The following is a 14959-nucleotide window of genomic DNA, read 5'->3' as shown; positions in this document are numbered from 1 at the left end:
GATGAATAAAGTGATGGATCAAAAACGGTTAAAAGACTTCTTTATTAAGCACATCGTCTCCATTATTTTTATTGTGCTATCCTTAATAGGTATGATGTTATCCGAGTTAAGCGTACCTTATATGATCGGTGAGCTTATTAATCGTATATCCCGAAATTCTTTTCTGGTATTATCCTTACTCATTCCCATATTGGCTGGTCTTGGGCTGAATTTTGGACTGGTGGTTGGCGCTATGGCCGGCCAGATTGCCATTATCATAGTGACTTATTGGCGTATTGGAGGGCTGCCAGGATTTATGACTTGCTTGGGAATTGCCTTACCCATAGCCATTCTGTTTGGCTATCTAACAGGCAAATTATTTAATGCAACGAAAGGCCAAGAAATGATAGCAGGTCTTATTGTCAGCTTTTTTGCCAATGGGTTGTACCAATTTCTTTTCCTTGTATTGGCTGGTACGGCTATTCCAATGAAAAATTCACCGATGATTAAGCCAGACGGTATTGGTTTAAGAAATAGTATTGCCCTTACAGGAACGAAAGACCATCCAGGTATAAAATATGCACTAGATGGTATATGGCGTATGAAATTATGTCATCTCATCATCGCTTCAGCCATTATCTTATGCTTGTATCAAGGGATAAGGCTTTGGCTAAGGCATCGAAACCATCAACTGGAGAAAAAACATAAGAAGACATTCATGATTTATGCAGGACTTAGCGTTGTGCTGATTGGTATAAACGTGGCCATACTCCTTGGGGACAGTATGTATAAAAATCTAAAAGTGCCGATGGTCACTTGGTTCGTCATTGCCTTACTATGTACATTAACATGGCTGTTAATGAAAACAAAACTTGGTCAAAAATTCCGTACAGTAGGTCAGAGCCAGCGTATTGCTCAAGTATCGGGTATACATGTTAATGGTGTAAGAATAAAAGCTGTTATCATTTCTACAGTTCTTGCAGCATGGGGGCAGATTATATTTTTACAAAATATAGGTACCATGAACACTTATGGGAGTCATATGCAAGTAGGTATGTTTTCCATCGCCGCAATTTTAATCGGTGGCGCATCGGTATCCAACGCAAAAATTAGTCACGCAGTTACAGGTGTCATTCTCTTTCATATGGTATTCATCGTGTCACCAACGGCCGGCAAAGCCCTATTTGGAGATGCTCAGATTGGCGAATTTTTTAGAGCATTTGTAGTCTATGGGGTTATCGGAATTTCATTAGGTCTTCATGGATGGAAAAAGCATATGCTGGATCAGATAAACAATGCGCATACGCGGAGCTAATCCTTTTAGGCTGTTAGCATATCAAACAAAAAGGTGGGAGGGTAAAATAATCACTAAATGATTAGAAGGACATAAGATATAGTAAAAATGGAGTATATGCCTTATTTTCAGATATAAATGAAAAGTTATAAAAATAGATGGAGGTATATCAATGTCCTATCGTAATCACCATGGAGAACTTAAAAACGAAGGAGATAAAGTCGCTGTTAAATGTAAACCTAATCATACAATGCCAAGGAAAGTTTTACTGGAATGCGGTGAGGGTACAGGAAGCAGTACTTTTACTTCAACAAGTGACGCTCCCTTCCAATTAGCCCATGTAACCCTCGATACAACCTATTTAAATAAACTAAAAGTATTGATTAAATTTTCTAGTTCTGTACGTATGATTAACTTAGCGACGAACATACAAGGTGGCATTATTAGGTTGAGATATGAATTGTTTAAATCTTGTCATCATGAAAATCCAATATTATTAGGAACTTGGATGTACGAGGAATTTATTGCTGCAATTGATGCATTGGATACTTTAGAAGAGACCTTTAGTTTCAATTTTTGTGAGCGCACAAATTGTTCACATTGCTGCCAGTATTTTGTAGTTGTCACACCAGTTGAGATTACCAATGCTACAGTCATGGTTAGCAATGGGAATATGGCTGCATTTGCTCAATCATTAGAGGCTTGTCCAAATAATCAATCTGAAGTTCATTCAAAGGGTAACCATAAAAAAGAAAAACATCCTCAGCCTATGGATATACTGGCTGTATGTGGAAATTGTAATGGGAGCGTATCATTTAAGAGACCTGAGGCACTTCCACCATCTGTTGGCATAGCTCATGTTTCAGTGGATACGACATGCTTAATCAATCCCAAGGTACTCATTGAATTTGCTTGTAATATTTCAATAATAAGTGCTGAAGATGTAAAACTTGCGTTTGAATTGTTCCGTGTTTGTCGTGATGGAGAACCTTTGTCACGTAGAATTTGGAAATACGATAAAACGGGTTCTCAAGTCCCTGAACAGATAGAGAAAATCTTTAATTTTACATTCTGTGAATGTAAAGCGCCTTCAAGCTGCTGTGAGTATTTTGTAATCCTTACAGTTAATGAATTAAGTGCAGATCTTGATACCGTGGATGTGACCATTGATCATGCCAGAATAAATGCATTTGCCCAAAGCTCTAGTGACCATTTTAATGATGATTATAAAGGATGTAAAAAGAAAGGTAGCCTTAATGCTATTCTTAAAAATCCTAGACCCAAAGAAATGATCCTTGAATGCGGCAATGGAGTAGGGCTAAGGAAGTTTACTGAGGCTTCTACAGACAGAGTGCAGGTAGGTCAGGTTGCTATTGATACAACGGACTTTTGTAATCCTATGGTAAATATCGAGTTTTCTAGCGTCATAAGCTTTGAAACTTTTTTATTTAACCCTGCATTTTTAGCACTACAGTTACAGATTGAATTATTCAGAATGTGTCATAATAAAATACCGGTACCAATAGGCGTATGGGTACTTGGAAACTTTGATAGGATTACAAGGAGCACAGGTGCTTTCCAATTTATTGCTTGCGACTGTATAACATGCCCTGGATGCTGCGACTATTTCGTAACCGTTACACCATTTGGAACAACAGAAGACACTGGTGCAGTGACCATAAGTGATGTTAGAATAGCTGCATTAGCTTGGGAATCCTAAAATATATAAAGGATTATTTTCTATATGTATAAAAATGGGGTGGTTGTAAAATAGTCCTTAAAAAATAGTATGGTATATTGCGCCATACTATTTTTGTACAAAGAAAAGAGATGGCTAACGATAACCATCTTTCCTCCGATACATATAGGATTATCAATGAATACTTATTATAACGTATTTTTGAAATAGGAAATGACATTTAATTTAATCAAACGGATTATTTACCTTAGATGCTGATTGGCATAAACATATACAAGGTTAATGTATAAACGTATAACCTTCATTCGATAATGTTTTAATAGCAGCAGAAACATCCTTATGCTTCACCAGAATATAATCTGTATCATATGTAGATATGGCAAAGATACTGATGCCATTAAGTGCTAGTGGTGTGCTAAGGCTGGCTAATATACCAACTAATGAAAAATCTAATGGACCTAATACTTTTAGAATTTGCCAATCCTTTTCACATACAACAGTAGGGGGTATCTGATGTTGTAAGCATACAATAGAAAGCTCATCAGATGTTTTCGTAATGGAGTAAAAGCCATCTTTAGTAGCCCACTCAGGTATAGATACATGAGGATCTAGACGAACAACACCATATATTTCAGGAAGTAGTTTCAGGGATATACATTTTTTTGTCATAGTTACGCCCTTTCTCTAACTGATTTTTAACCTGTATTATAGCGTAATATACTGTAAAATGCAATGTTCTTTCATATATAAGTATATAGCGTGCCTTCCTCTCTTAAAAGGGCATCAGTTTTTATAAAGTTTATGATAGGTTCTATAAAAATTATTATATGTTTACATATAATGATCCATATCGTCGCTGAGTTTTTTTGCAACTGCTATAGCATCCATTTCCCAGTGTTTTGAACTTACCAGCTCAACCGACCACCAGCCCTTATATCCAGAAGCTTTTATGGCATTGGCATAATCCTCTAACGGAATGTCAGCTTCATTAAAATAATAGCCTCTTAACTTGGTTTCATCCCACACGGTATCAGGGGCTTGTCTTTTACCATCACAAAAATGAATGTTATAGATAAGTGATGGGTCCATAGCTGCCACTTCTTCAGGCTGTGTCTCGCCACCTGCCCAAAAATGCCACGTATCAACAACCATACCTAAGTTGTCTTTACCCACTTTTTCAATGAGAGCAAGACCTCTTTTGAGAGAGCGAAAGGGGGACCATGCTACAGCTTCAAGTTGGAAGGCTACACCATGATTGGCGCCAATATCACAGATTTGCTTCACATTGTTAGCGGTAATGTCTAGAATAGCATCCCAAGCATATCCATCTAATTCTACAAGTGGAACAAGTTGAATATACTTACACCCAATGATTTCAGCTACTTCAGCATATCGATGCGCTTCTTCTAACATCTGTTCTAAAGCTTCAGGTCGTGGGCTTTCGATGTGACAGATATCATTAATACAAATGGCTTCAAGATTTTTTGCCTTTAACTCAGCAGCCAAATCTTCAGCTGTAAAACCCTCAGCTAAATAGGCATCCAATTTTGATGCTACAATTTCTACACCAGAAAACCCCGATTTCTGGGCGATACTTAATGCGGTTAATAAGTTACATCCATTAACTGATTTTGTATGTAGTGATTTTTTCATGGATACAATTCTCCTTTTTAATTTTTGCTAGGCTACTTTAGTTTGTTTTTATTTTAACATAAAAAAAAACAAAAGAAAAGATAAAACTAATAAAATGTAATTAAATGAAATAAATAATAAATTATAATTATTAATAATAACTAAAAATAACTTAAACTCATTGAGAGGAGGTATGTAATTCAGTAATTCTGTTGATATCATATAATCCAATAGATTAAAATAGGTTGTCCTATAAAATATAGAATGACAACTTGATTGTATATTGTTGACAATATACAATTTCCGTGGTATGGTATTCATATACCATCATTTTTAGGGTTTGTTTATATGGTGTGTGGAAACCTGTTACTCAAATGTATGAAAAGAAGGGTTGATGATAATAACAAAACAAGAGGTCATAGGATGTGAAAGGTGTTTTATCACGCCGTTTAGCTTTTAAAGACATTGCGTCATGTTTAATATGATTCTATAATCAGATAAGCGATAAAAGCTTGTTAATCGATATTCATGATTCTAGTGAAATGATGACAATAAACTATTGATAATTAATTATTTATAATTTATAATAAATACCATTAAGTATAGATGACATCGTGAATAATGATTAATGAAAGAAGTGAAATGAAGATGAATGACAGTATGATTTTTTTAACCATTTCTGAACAAATTAAAAACTCTATCAAGGAACGAATTGTTAATGGTGAATTAACTGAAAATACCCCGTTACGGGAACAAGAACTTTCCACAGAATTTGGGATTAGTCGAGGACCTGTAAGAGATGCTCTAAAAGAGCTCACAAAAGAGGGTTTCTTAGTTGCAAAACCCAATGCAGGTGTAAGGGTGGCTTATCGTCCCAAAGAAGATGTCCTTGATTTAGTGATTCACTTGAGGAAAGAAATAGAAGGTTTTGTTATAGAACATATAATAGAAACTATTACGGATGACGATATTGCACATTTAGAAAACATATTAGATCAAATGAAAAAAGCATGTCAAGAAGATAACATCAATACAGTTGAAATATTGGATAACCGTTTCCATAAATATTTGGTTGAGCACTATAAAGATACCCATTTGTTAGAGCTATGGATGTTTATAGGTAATTGCATGGTATACCGTTATGACCGATTTAATGATTTAATGGGATCCTATATGGAACATCAAAATATACTCGAAGCCATCAAGAAAAAGGATAAAAAGCAGACCATTGAGTTATTAAATACAAATATTCAATAAGCATGTCATGTATTTTTCTTTTCATATAAGGTATCCCCTTTTGCTAAACGACGCTTAGCTTTGTTCCATGACCATCTAAAAAATCTATCCATAAACAGTAAATACCATACAAGTAACTTTTAAAAACATACATCAGCACATGGATCAACCCTATAAGATCTATGTGTGTTCTTTTCATACAATTCTATTGGAGGTTATTATGCAGAAAAAAGAAAGTATTGCAACCATACGTGCAAGAGAAAGAAAATATTTTGAACGTGGACCCGAGTGGTTTTGTGAATTTAGATATTCAAAAATAAAAGGACTCGACCAAGAAGAAAACGTAAATCGACGAGACCCAAGTGCCGTATTGTGTGTCGATGGTACCTATTATACTTGGTACACAAAAAATACAGGACCTCATGCAGGTTTTGGCACAGGGGATTTAGATGCAAAAGTTTGGCCATGGGATTATTCAGAAATCTGGTATGCCAGTTCCAAAGATGGCTATACCTGGAAAGAGGAAGGTCGAGCTGTTGGTCGTGGTGAAAAAGGATGCTACGATGACCGTAGTGTATTTACACCTGAAATCCTTCAACATGACGGTCACTTTTATTTGGTTTATCAAGCAGTCCAGCATCCTTATTTAAGAAGAACTAAAAATACCATCGGTATGGCAATAGCTGAATCACCTCATGGACCTTGGAAAAAAGTAGATCAACCTATCTTAAAGCCAACGGATACAGGGGAATGGTTAGGGGAAGAAGATAATCATCTTTCGGTTAAGCATAAAGGTGAGTTTGACAGCCATAAAGTACATGATCCTGTGCTATTTTATTATCGTGACAAATACTATCTCTATTATAAAGGAGAGACCATGGGAGAACAACTCTACATGGGAGGCAGAGAAACCAAGTGGGGTGTTGCCATAGCGGATAACCCAACAGGCCCATATGTACGTTCACCCTATAACCCCATCACCAATAGTGGGCATGAAACAATTTTATGGCCATACAAAGAAGGTATGGTGGCGATGCTCACAACGGATGGTCCTGAAAAAAACACCATTCAATATGCTGAGGATGGCATTAATTTTAATATTATGTCCATGATAAAAAATGCGCCAGAAGCACCAGGGCCTTTTAGAAGCTACAGTACAACAGATCCACTATGTGGCATTAAGTGGGGGTTATATCATATCTGTCATGACGGGTGGAATTACATTGTTCGTTTCGATATGGACTTATGGCAACGTGAATATTACCATGAAAGACGAAGTTTTAATGATAAGTAACAGTCTGCTCATGATGAAGGATGATGATAACCTGGAAGTGCAGATTTTTGGAAGGACGGTAACATAATATGAAACAATCAATACAACACGTTGAGGCGGCTTATTTTCAAGTGCCATTAAGCCAGCCCTTGTCCGATGCGAAACATGGCGTTCATACACACTTTGAATTAATAACAGCTACCGTAACACTAGAAGATGGCACAACAGGTACAGGGTATACCTATACAGGTGGTGTAGGTGGAAAAGCCATTTACCATATGATTGAATCGGACTTGAAGCCTCATTTATTAGGTCAAGATGCCACCATTGTTGAGTCCATATGGGATGATATGAATTGGCGGGTGCACTATGTAGCCAGAGGTGGTATTGCATCTTTTGCTATATCAGCAGTGGATATTGCTCTATGGGACATTCGAACCAAAAAAGCAGGGCTTCCCTTATGGAAGTATTTAGGTGGTAAAGAAGGGAAAGCGAAAGCCTATTATGGGGGTATTGATCTAGGATTTTCACTGGATGAGCTTTTAGATAGTATTCAAAAAGAATTGGATTATGGACACACTGCTTTTAAGATTAAATTGGGTCAAAAAACATTGGCTGAGGACATTGCAAGGGTAAAGGCAGTTCGAGAGCTCATTGGTCCAGAGAAGACATTTATGGTTGATGCCAATTATTCATGGACAGTTGACCAAGCCATTCGTGCAGTGAGTGAGCTTGAACAATATGATATATACTGGTTGGAAGAACCCATCATACCTGACGACTATTTAGGTTATGCCAAAATAGCAGATAAATCAAGAGTGGGTATTGCCATGGGGGAAAACCTACATACCATTTACGAGCATCGTTACGCCATGGAGATTGGTAAAGTCTCCTTTATTCAGCCAGATGCGTCCAACATTGGCGGTATAACGGGTTGGATGAAAGTGGCTGCCATGGCAGAAGGGTATAATGTGCCTGTATGTACTCATGGTATGCAGGAGTTGCATGTAAGTTTATTGGCGGCTATACCCCATGGAAGTTATCTGGAGGTTCATAGTTTTCCCATTGACCAATACACCCTTAGACCTCTTGTTTTAGAGAAGGGAAATGCTATAGCACCAGATACACCAGGTATCGGTGTAACCTTTAATTGGGAGAAATTAGAACCCTATAAGCTAGCCTTATAATAGGTGTAAGACGACACATAAGCGTTATAAATAAAGGATTTAATTATAAACAAGATTCTTATAAGAAAGCTATAAGATAGGAGGAGAAAAATGAATACCTATAAACATTATATTCATGGTCAATGGGTTGATTCTGCATCTGGTGAATTAATGGAGGTACAAAATCCAGCGAATGAAGAAATCTTCGCCATGGTTCAGGCTGGTAATGCAATCGATGCACAGAAAGCATTGGCATCATCTGAGAAAGCTCAGAAGGTCTGGGGATTATTGCCAGCTCCTGAACGGGCAAAATACCTCTATGCGATTATTGATAAGATTAAAGAAAGAAAAAATCAGTTGGCAGAAATTCTTGTAAGTGAACAAGGTAAAACCTATAGAGAAGCATTATTTGAAGTAGATGATACATGTGCTTATATCTTGTATGCGGCTCAAGCAGCTACAAGGATTCAAGGTGATATCTTCCCTGCGGATCAACCAAATGAGCAACTTTGGATACAAAAAGTGCCTTATGGTGTTACGGTAGGTTTATGTGCGTGGAACTACCCATTAGCATTGATTGGTCGAAAGCTTGGACCAGCATTGGTTACAGGTAATACCATGGTTATCAAACCTCATGAATTAACACCTGTTAGTGCTGCCGTATTTTTTGAAATTATTCATGAAGTTGGGTTGCCAGCTGGTGTCGCTAATCTGGTTACAGGGGATGGTATAGAGCTGGGTAATGCTCTTGTAAGCAGCCCTATTACAAAGTTAATTACCGTTACAGGAAGTGTACGTGCAGGTCAAGCCATATACAAAGCTGCAGCACCTAACATTACTGCTCTATCCTTAGAATTAGGCGGTAAATCACCTTTTATCGTCATGGACGATGCAGACATAGATATTGCGGTTCAGGCAGCCGTTAACTCACGATTTGCCAACTGTGGTCAAGTGTGTATCTGTAATGAGCAGATGGTTGTTCACAAAAACATCCTTGATGAATTGACGTCAAAGATGATTACAGAAACTAAGAAATTACGTATAGGTGACCCCATGACAGACGTAGATATGGGACCGAAAGTGGCTGAATCGGAATTAGATAAGATGGACCGTATTATTCAAAAAACTGTTACAGAAGGTGCCCAAATTGCACTTGGCGGCGGTCGATTAAAAGATGGTCCATATGAAAAAGGTTTCTGGTATGAGCCTACGATTCTTACAGGTGTTACCCCAGACATGTGTGCCTCAAAAGAAGAAATCTTTGGACCTGTACTGGGCATAACAGCAGTGGATAGTTTTGATGAAGCACTTGCTTTTGCAAATGACTCACCATACGGTTTGTCCGCTTACTTATTCTCAAAAGATTATTCTAAACTGATGCGGGCTATTAATGAGCTGGATGTGGGTACTATTTTCTTCAACAAAGGCATTAGTGGTGCGATGCAGGGTTACCACAATGGCCATAAATTAAGTGGTCTAGGCGGAGAAGACGGTATATACGGTATTGAAGGTTATCTACAAAAACGTACTGTCTATTTGAAATATTAATCCCACAAATCAAATATTATGATCATACATGTAACTTTCAAATATACTAAGGTGTCTTACATAGCGTAAGGCACCTTTTATGCTGCATATTATTGTTTAGTTTATGACATGTTTTACGACAAACGTCTATTAGGTGAAGACATGAAACCTTTTCAGTAAGATTGATTTATTGACGATGGGGATAGATATCCATACTTAATTGGGATAACTGGGCTTCATCTATCACATGAATGACCTGTCCTTCCACTTTAATAAGCCCTTGATTTTCCAACTCACTTAATGACCGGGTAAGATGGCGGTAAGTAATCCCAAGTAATTCAGCTAAGGCTGTATGGGAAAAAGGAAAAGTGATGGTACGAGTATCTTGGTCAAGGTACTCCATCATGTAACTGACTAAACGATTCCGCAAAGGATATAAGAGATTATGAGAGCTTGTACTTGCGATACTATCAAATTTCTGACATAAATCTGAACAAAGATACCTTAAAAAGGCAGGTTGATTTAGACCAATGGACCGTATGATTTGTATAGGAAATGCAAGACATACACTATCGGTTAAGGCTTCTACATGGCATCGATATCCTGTATTATTCATAAGCTCGATATCCCCTAGATTGATGGGGGGTTTAAATATTCTCAAGGATAATATTTTACCATCAACGGATGTGGTGAATACCTTCACATCCCCTTCTAATAAAATGTAGAAATAAGACAAAGGTTCACCTAAAACACATATTAATTCACCTTTCTTGAATGCATGAAAAACATGATGTTCTTGCAGGTTATCATGGATGATATGACTTAGCTGATAGTAGGTAAGGTAGTGATTTAATTGCTTGGGATCGGTATAGATAACCATCTCGAATTTCCTCCTCATGTAAACAATGGTTTTTCATAGGATACATGACTCCATTTTTTTTTGCATCTCTCTTTTTTCCATGATGATGGGGTTATACAGTGAATTATACCAGAATGCTTATAGAAATCAATGGATTAGGAAATATCTATAAGCCATACCACAACCTTTGGACAAATGTCCTAATGGCATATGGAATAGGTGTGCTATGCTATCAAGGCAATAAAAAATACTGAAGGAGTGTTAGAAATGTATAAGATGTTAGCAGGGCTTGATGGGGTTTTAATCGCTTTGATGGTTGCATTTAACGGATTATTGGCTTCTGCAATTGGAAATGAGGGAGCATTATTAGCCATTCACTTTATTGGGTTATTAGGAACCTGCATTCTATTACTAGGAAGCCGTACCAAACTCAAGACAGTAAAAGGTGTGCCCATTTATCTATTTGCAGCAGGAGCACTAGGTATTATGAACGTACTTTTTAACAATCAATGTTTTTTAGCTCTAGGAGCTGCTGTTACTTTAAGTCTTAATATTCTAGGTCAACTGTTAGCATCCACCATAATTGATTATTTTGGATTACTTGGGCTTAAAAAGTGTCCCATTAATAAAACAAAATTAGCGGGTATGGGGATGATGGTTATGGGTATGATCGTCATGATGACACTGTAGGAGGTGGGTAACATGTTTATCCTATTAGCTTTACTAGCAGGAGCCCTTGTTATCATTTGCATTTCAATTAATGGTAATCTGGCAAAACAGGTGGGGGTTATACAAGCAGGTATGACCAATTATTTTGTGGGTCTTATGAGTTCAATCCTATATGCAACAATCATGGGTGGTCTATCATGGCATACTTTATTCATGGCACCTCATTCTATCCCTTTTTATTATTTTTTAGGGGGAGCAGCAGGTTCATTGATCATGATTTTAAACAGCATTATCATCCATCACTTGCCAGCCGTTTATGTCACCATGTTAGTCTTTATTGGTCAGATAATAGCAGGTATGACCATTGACTATGTAAAATTTGGCTTATGGTCTCAAGGAAAAGTGGTAGGAGGGATTATCATTATGATAGGGCTTTATTATTATATAAAAGGTGATAAAAAAGCAAAAAAAGAGGGGTTTTAGAGATATCCCTCAGTTTTCCCCTAATAATTGATGCATTAATAGATGAGGATATAATAACAAATGTCCAGTTATACGACATGTCACAATTGTTTTTTATTAAAGATCATGATGGCAGCTATGATGGTAACGATTATCATGGTACTGCTTACAATAATTGCTGGCATAAAATCTGAGGCCGTTTTCACAGCTTTCAATAACGACATATTGTGTGTAGACAGGTTAATGGGATTGTATTTTTGAAATCCTTGAATTAAGTTTAGCATCATAAAAAACACAACCAATCCACCTGTAAATAAAAGACTTCCATAAGTATTGTTAAATAAAACACCACCAAGTAATAAAAGTGCCAATAATAAAATACCAAAAACCCATAAGCACATGACAGAGAAGATAAGGTTTGAGACTGTATCATTTGACCAAAAATAAAGGGTATAGGCATAGGTGACTAAAAAACAAAGCAGATAACTTACTGTCCACAAAACAACAGTCATGGTGAATTTTGATAGAATGACAACATGCCTTGGCAGGCCTTTGGTCAGCACATGAATGAGTGTACCTTGATGATATTCTTTTGTCATTATACCACTGAACATAATCACAAGAATAATTAATCCCATTTGTGTCATGTTTTTGAAAAATTGAGCCCATGCGTCAAAGGCAGTAGGTTCAGGTAGGTTAAAGTGTATATTGTCTGGCATAAAGGTGTCGATTATGTCGGGCATTATTTTTGCAGTTATTGGACTGATCATCCCAATAAATGTAAATACAATCAATATGATTAAAAGTTTGTAGGTACGCAAACACCCGCAGAACTCTTTCTTTGTAAAGGCCATATACGCTTTCATTTAACCACCTCCACGAAAAGACTTTCTAACGTTGGTTCTAGAACTTGATATTTGACCGGTAAAATATTGTTCTCATAAAGCACCCTTAATACAGTGGTTTGTGCGGTAGTAAGATCGGTTACATGTAAAATGATACGTGTATCTTTTTGCTCTATATGCATTGTATAGGGCATCAGTAAAGGTGTAGAAAGAAACAGGTCTTTATCAGTATGTGTATGAAATTCAATAAGAAGGCTGTTTTGCTGATGCTCTGATTTAATCTTGGATAAGGTTCCTGACATAGCCAGCTTGCCATTATCCAGCAAAGCGATATGGTCACAAATACGCTCCACATCTGAAAGAATATGGGTGGAGAATACCACGGTGGTTTTTCCTTTTACTTTATACAATATATCTAGAATCTCTTTTCGGCCTATAGGGTCAAGGGCAGAAGTGGGTTCATCACAGATGAGAAGCTTGGGTTCATTTAACAGGGCTTGCGCAATACCTAAACGTTGCTTTATCCCACGAGAAAAAGTACTTATTTTCTTCTCCTCATGACCAAGTCCAACAAGGGTCAAAAGCTCCTCGCTCTTTCTTTTGATTTGATGACGGGATAGACCAGTAATTTGGCCGCAGAGCTTTAAATACTCAATGGGTTTCATATAGCCATAAAAAGCTGGAACATCCGGAAGATAACCTATATGACGATTTGTTTTTGTTTGCCCATAGGTAACCTTTTCTCCACAAACAGAAATGGTGCCCTTTGATGGTTTTATAAGTCCCAGAATCATTTTCATTGTGGTGGTCTTTCCAGCACCATTTTGTCCAATAAATCCAAAAATAGAGTGTTTGGATACTGAAAAGGAAAGGTCATCAATAACCTTTTTAGAACCGAAGCTTTTGGATAAGTGTTCAATACGAAGAATAGCCATCATGCATCACCTCGGCCAAGAATAAAGTAAAAAACAGGTCCAATGATTTGTACAAGCAACACAATTATAATCCAAAAATATTTATTGCCAAAGCGATAGTTGGGATGCTTCAGCACATGAACCAACGCGATAATAGCTAACGTTAATTGGATGATTAGAATGGGTATAAATAATGGCAAATAGTCAATAAATTGTTCCATATTAGATACCTCCTAACTTTTTTTTCAATGTGTTGACGATGTTCATATAGGTGAGGTCTTTAGCAAGAGGTGCAAAAGCAGGGTTTGTGGTGATGTCAGTAAGAATACTTTCCTTAACGACTTTTTCATCACGTGGAACCACGACTCCTAAATCAAACGTAAGAAACCAATCATCAATGGCATCAAAAAATGCATCACCGTGATGGGTTACAGGGAAAAGCTTGGTACAAACATCCGCATATATTGAGAGCATGTTAAGGGCTTTTTTGTGTTCATTTTGAGTCATGTACCCGTGTGCCGCTGCATGATAAATCTGTAAGGCTATGTTAGGGTTGAGACTTTCAATCTTGAATCCATCAAGGATAATAATCCCTCGCTTAAGGATCTCATCAAACTTTTTGTTATCATCTGCATAGAGTAGAAGAAAAGAAGGAAAAGCACCCAACATGTTCATTAAATGTTGATAGATACTTATTTGGATCACTTCTTTTGCCTTGGGTGGCTGACCTGCCATTTGATAAGCGTTCGCTAATATGATGGCATCACTTTGATCTGGTTTTAATGCACCGCTTAATAAATCCAATATGGTATCCGGTTCTTGTAAAAACATGTAACATACTGCTTCAATAGAATTGGCTTGTTTTGCCAGCCAGATATCGTCGCTTTCTGACTTAATTCTTTGGCATAAATCTATAATTTGTTGTAAAATGTCTTTCTGAACGTTTTCATTTGATGCAAGCATTTGGTGATTGAGCAGTAGTGTAGCCATTTGAAGCAACAGAGGAAAACAAGAATAGTATTTTTTAATGACTTGTTGACATTCCAATAAGACGTCATCAAAAGGTCTATGAGAAAATGCTTTAGCTAAATGATGATACAACGTGTTGATATCAGAAATTGTCATTTGTGGTGAGTAATTCATGAGTTCGTCAATACTGATGTTAAAAAATGTGGCTAACATTGGTAGAAACGTAATATCAGGATAGCTTTGCCCCGTTTCCCATTTTGAAACAGATGACTTTGAGACACCGATATATTCCGCAAGCTGATCTTGAGTTATGCCTTTTTCTTTACGTCTTTCCATAATGGTTGTTGCAATATTAATATCTTTCATCGACTTCACCTCTGCAATTATTTTACGCCTGAGCTAAATGCTACAGCCATTCACTACTATCATTATAAG

The 14959-nt window shown here is 37.0% G+C and carries 15 protein-coding genes; 8 read left to right on the top strand and 7 right to left on the bottom strand.

Annotated elements, in window-relative coordinates; all coding sequences use genetic code 11:
- Position 1 precedes the first annotated feature (1 nt).
- Together HZI73_RS22140 and HZI73_RS22135 are read left to right on the top strand one after the other, a co-directional pair.
- Entirely contained in the window at positions 2-1294 is a 1293-nt protein-coding gene (locus HZI73_RS22140) for an ABC transporter permease subunit (protein WP_212695527.1), read from the top strand.
- A gap of 151 nt (positions 1295-1445) precedes the next feature.
- Positions 1446-2993, top strand: a complete 1548-nt coding sequence (locus tag HZI73_RS22135) for a DUF4489 domain-containing protein (RefSeq protein ID WP_212695526.1) — start codon at positions 1446-1448, stop codon at positions 2991-2993.
- Between the two features lie 258 nt (positions 2994-3251).
- Here the strand turns inward: HZI73_RS22135 and HZI73_RS22130 are convergent, their stop codons facing one another.
- Positions 3252-3641: an ACT domain-containing protein gene (locus tag HZI73_RS22130; RefSeq protein WP_212695525.1), complete on the bottom strand. Its 390-nt coding sequence runs from the start codon at positions 3639-3641 to the stop codon at positions 3252-3254.
- Between the two features lie 162 nt (positions 3642-3803).
- The gene (locus tag HZI73_RS22125; protein WP_212695524.1) at positions 3804-4625 is read right to left on the bottom strand and encodes a sugar phosphate isomerase/epimerase family protein; all 822 of its coding nucleotides are present in this window, start codon (positions 4623-4625) and stop codon (positions 3804-3806) included.
- Positions 4626-5246: 621 nt separating this feature from the next.
- On the opposite strand from HZI73_RS22125, the gene HZI73_RS22120 reads away from it, so the two are divergent.
- From HZI73_RS22120 to aldA, 4 genes are all read left to right on the top strand, one after another.
- Positions 5247-5861: a GntR family transcriptional regulator gene (locus tag HZI73_RS22120; protein WP_212695523.1), complete on the top strand. Its 615-nt coding sequence runs from the start codon at positions 5247-5249 to the stop codon at positions 5859-5861.
- A 199-nt stretch (positions 5862-6060) separates the two neighbouring features.
- A complete protein-coding gene (locus HZI73_RS22115) occupies positions 6061-7134 on the top strand; it encodes a glycoside hydrolase family 117 protein (RefSeq protein ID WP_212695522.1) in 1074 nt (357 codons plus the stop codon).
- Between the two features lie 68 nt (positions 7135-7202).
- A complete protein-coding gene (locus HZI73_RS22110; protein WP_212695521.1) occupies positions 7203-8300 on the top strand; it encodes a mandelate racemase/muconate lactonizing enzyme family protein in 1098 nt (365 codons plus the stop codon).
- Between the two features lie 90 nt (positions 8301-8390).
- Positions 8391-9827, top strand: coding sequence for an aldehyde dehydrogenase (gene aldA, locus HZI73_RS22105; RefSeq protein ID WP_212695520.1), 1437 nt, complete (start codon positions 8391-8393; stop codon positions 9825-9827).
- Between the two features lie 166 nt (positions 9828-9993).
- On the opposite strand, the gene HZI73_RS22100 is transcribed toward aldA, so the two are convergent.
- Positions 9994-10686, bottom strand: coding sequence for a Crp/Fnr family transcriptional regulator (locus tag HZI73_RS22100; RefSeq protein WP_212695519.1), 693 nt, complete (start codon positions 10684-10686; stop codon positions 9994-9996).
- A 246-nt stretch (positions 10687-10932) separates the two neighbouring features.
- Here HZI73_RS22100 and HZI73_RS22095 point away from each other — a divergent pair, with 246 nt between their 5' ends.
- Both HZI73_RS22095 and HZI73_RS22090 read left to right on the top strand, forming a co-directional pair.
- A complete protein-coding gene (locus tag HZI73_RS22095) occupies positions 10933-11355 on the top strand; it encodes a DMT family transporter (RefSeq protein WP_212695518.1) in 423 nt (140 codons plus the stop codon).
- A gap of 12 nt (positions 11356-11367) precedes the next feature.
- The gene (locus HZI73_RS22090) at positions 11368-11817 is read left to right on the top strand and encodes a DMT family transporter (RefSeq protein WP_212695517.1); all 450 of its coding nucleotides are present in this window, start codon (positions 11368-11370) and stop codon (positions 11815-11817) included.
- Between the two features lie 80 nt (positions 11818-11897).
- Here HZI73_RS22090 and HZI73_RS22085 read toward each other — a convergent pair whose 3' ends face one another.
- From HZI73_RS22085 to HZI73_RS22070, 4 genes are read right to left on the bottom strand one after another with little or no spacing between them, the layout of a single operon-like run.
- Positions 11898-12662: an ABC transporter permease subunit gene (locus HZI73_RS22085; protein WP_212695516.1), complete on the bottom strand. Its 765-nt coding sequence runs from the start codon at positions 12660-12662 to the stop codon at positions 11898-11900.
- Complete coding sequence (locus HZI73_RS22080; RefSeq protein WP_212698903.1) at positions 12659-13576, bottom strand: ABC transporter ATP-binding protein; 918 nt, start codon at positions 13574-13576, stop codon at positions 12659-12661. The genes HZI73_RS22085 and HZI73_RS22080 overlap by 4 nt, the downstream gene beginning before the upstream one ends.
- Positions 13576-13776: a PLDc N-terminal domain-containing protein gene (locus HZI73_RS22075; RefSeq protein ID WP_212695515.1), complete on the bottom strand. Its 201-nt coding sequence runs from the start codon at positions 13774-13776 to the stop codon at positions 13576-13578. The genes HZI73_RS22080 and HZI73_RS22075 overlap by 1 nt, the downstream gene beginning before the upstream one ends.
- Position 13777: 1 nt before the next feature.
- Positions 13778-14890, bottom strand: a complete 1113-nt coding sequence (locus HZI73_RS22070) for a helix-turn-helix domain-containing protein (protein WP_212695514.1) — start codon at positions 14888-14890, stop codon at positions 13778-13780.
- Positions 14891-14959 lie beyond the last annotated feature (69 nt).

It is taken from the genome of Vallitalea pronyensis (genome assembly GCF_018141445.1).
GTDB lineage: Bacteria > Bacillota > Clostridia > Lachnospirales > Vallitaleaceae > Vallitalea > Vallitalea pronyensis.
This window is presented reverse-complemented; position numbering and strand designations above follow the sequence as displayed.

Excerpts from the sequence above, each read along its gene's own strand:
- HZI73_RS22140 (WP_212695527.1), top strand. The coding sequence starts at position 2 with ATGAATAAAGTGATGGATCAAAAACGGTTAAAAGACTTCTTTATTAAG.
- HZI73_RS22135 (WP_212695526.1), top strand. The coding sequence starts at position 1,446 with ATGTCCTATCGTAATCACCATGGAGAACTTAAAAACGAAGGAGATAAA.
- HZI73_RS22130 (WP_212695525.1), bottom strand. The coding sequence starts at position 3,641 with ATGACAAAAAAATGTATATCCCTGAAACTACTTCCTGAAATATATGGT.
- HZI73_RS22125 (WP_212695524.1), bottom strand. The coding sequence starts at position 4,625 with ATGAAAAAATCACTACATACAAAATCAGTTAATGGATGTAACTTATTA.
- HZI73_RS22120 (WP_212695523.1), top strand. The coding sequence starts at position 5,247 with ATGAAGATGAATGACAGTATGATTTTTTTAACCATTTCTGAACAAATT.
- HZI73_RS22115 (WP_212695522.1), top strand. The coding sequence starts at position 6,061 with ATGCAGAAAAAAGAAAGTATTGCAACCATACGTGCAAGAGAAAGAAAA.
- HZI73_RS22110 (WP_212695521.1), top strand. The coding sequence starts at position 7,203 with ATGAAACAATCAATACAACACGTTGAGGCGGCTTATTTTCAAGTGCCA.
- aldA (WP_212695520.1), top strand. The coding sequence starts at position 8,391 with ATGAATACCTATAAACATTATATTCATGGTCAATGGGTTGATTCTGCA.
- HZI73_RS22100 (WP_212695519.1), bottom strand. The coding sequence starts at position 10,686 with ATGGTTATCTATACCGATCCCAAGCAATTAAATCACTACCTTACCTAC.
- HZI73_RS22095 (WP_212695518.1), top strand. The coding sequence starts at position 10,933 with ATGTATAAGATGTTAGCAGGGCTTGATGGGGTTTTAATCGCTTTGATG.
- HZI73_RS22090 (WP_212695517.1), top strand. The coding sequence starts at position 11,368 with ATGTTTATCCTATTAGCTTTACTAGCAGGAGCCCTTGTTATCATTTGC.
- HZI73_RS22085 (WP_212695516.1), bottom strand. The coding sequence starts at position 12,662 with ATGAAAGCGTATATGGCCTTTACAAAGAAAGAGTTCTGCGGGTGTTTG.
- HZI73_RS22080 (WP_212698903.1), bottom strand. The coding sequence starts at position 13,576 with ATGGCTATTCTTCGTATTGAACACTTATCCAAAAGCTTCGGTTCTAAA.
- HZI73_RS22075 (WP_212695515.1), bottom strand. The coding sequence starts at position 13,776 with ATGGAACAATTTATTGACTATTTGCCATTATTTATACCCATTCTAATC.
- HZI73_RS22070 (WP_212695514.1), bottom strand. The coding sequence starts at position 14,890 with ATGAAAGATATTAATATTGCAACAACCATTATGGAAAGACGTAAAGAA.